This window comes from Polaromonas sp. P1_G2, assembly GCF_056405515.1.
Genome location: NZ_JBFUBY010000493.1, coordinates 1 through 1433, shown reverse-complemented (window position 1 = coordinate 1433; position 1433 = coordinate 1). Strand labels below are relative to the sequence as shown.

2 protein-coding genes are annotated in these 1433 nt (G+C 68.4%); both read left to right on the top strand.

Features of this window, described 5'->3' with window-relative positions:
- Positions 1 to 198: 198 nt before the first annotated feature.
- Entirely contained in the window at positions 199 to 477 is a 279-nt protein-coding gene (locus tag AC1D0P_RS25585) for a hypothetical protein (protein ID WP_477679298.1), read from the top strand.
- 87 nt (positions 478 to 564) lie between these two features.
- A partial coding sequence (locus AC1D0P_RS25580) for an FAD-dependent oxidoreductase (RefSeq protein ID WP_477679297.1) occupies positions 565 to 1433 on the top strand: 869 nt, incomplete at its 3' end.

Below are 1433 nucleotides of genomic sequence, written 5' to 3'. Positions count from 1 at the left end.
GTCCCAAGCACCCTCATCACCCTCATCACGCCCATCCAGCCCCGCAGGCCGGTGATGACGGCCACAACCACGAACTTGACAGCGTGCTGCAAGGCGTTACCGGCGGCGCGACCCGGGAGCCGGCGCTGATCCAGCCGCCGCCGGGGCATTRAGGGACGGCATTCAACCAGTCCGCAAAGGAAGATCATGAGGCGATTGATGCAGCACGTCCATTCGGCGCCCGGTGCGCTGGCCATGACACTGGCACTGGTGTTGGGCCTGAGTGCTTGCGGCAAGGAAAGCAGCGGCGGCGCGGCGGGTACGCCCGCAGGTGCTGCGCCGGCGGCTCCCGCGGCCGGCGCCTCCAGCCCGGCCAGCCCTGCCAGCGGCGTGACGACCAACGGCGGCCTGCCGGCCAGCCAGCTTGGCAGCATCGCCACGCCCGGCGGCAGCAAAAACAGCAGCCCGAACAACAGCACCGGCAACGCCGCGCGTTAGCGTTAGGGCGCGGCGTCGCCGCCGTGCGGTTTGCGCCGGTGGGCAAGCTTCTATAAGGTCGGGAGCTTTCCCCCTGCAGGAGACACCATGGCCGAAGTTCTCAAGGTTCGCTGTTGCATTGCCGGCGGCGGCCCGGCCGGCATGATGCTGGGCCTGCTGCTGGCGCGCGCCGGTGTGGATGTGCTGGTACTTGAAAAGCATGCCGACTTCCTGCGCGACTTTCGCGGCGACACGGTGCACCCGTCCACCCTTCAGGTGATCCACGAACTGGGCCTGCTGGGCAAATTCCTGGCGCGCCCGCATGACGAGGTCAGCGAGCTGCGCGCAGTGGTCGGCGACACGGAAGTGGTGCTGGCCAGCTTCAAGCGCCTGCGCATACGCTGCCAGTTCATCGCGATGATGCCGCAGTGGGAGTTTCTCGATTTCGTGCGCGACGAGGCAGAACTGTTTCCCGGCTTTCGCCTGCTGCAGAACGCCGAGGTCACCGGCGTGACCGAGGAGGGCGGCAGCGTCACGGGCGTGCGGGTCATGACGCCGAACGGTCCCTTGCAGGTGAGGGCGGACCTGGTCATAGGCGCCGACGGCCGGCGCTCGACGGTGCGCGCCTCCGCCGGGCTGGTGGTGCGCGACCTTGGCGCGCCCATCGACGTGCTGTGGATGCGCCTGCCCAAGCTGCCCGGCGACCCTTCCACCACGGGCGGGCGCATCACCACCGGCATCTTCCTGGCCATGATTGACCGCGGCAGCTACTGGCAGTGCGCCTATGTGATTCCCAAGGGCGGCATCGAGGCGGTGCGCGAACGCGGGCTGGAGGCCTTCAAGGCCGACATGGTGAAGGTGGCGCCGCTCTTCGCGGGCCGCATGGATGCGCTGGCGAGCTGGGACGACATCAAGCTGCTGAGCGTGACGGTGGACCGRCTGGAGCGCTGGTACAAGCCCGGCCTGCTGTGCATAGG

Coding starts and splice junctions, on each gene's coding strand:
- AC1D0P_RS25585 (WP_477679298.1), top strand. CDS start 199: ATGCAGCACGTCCATTCGGCGCCCGGTGCGCTGGCCATGACACTGGCA.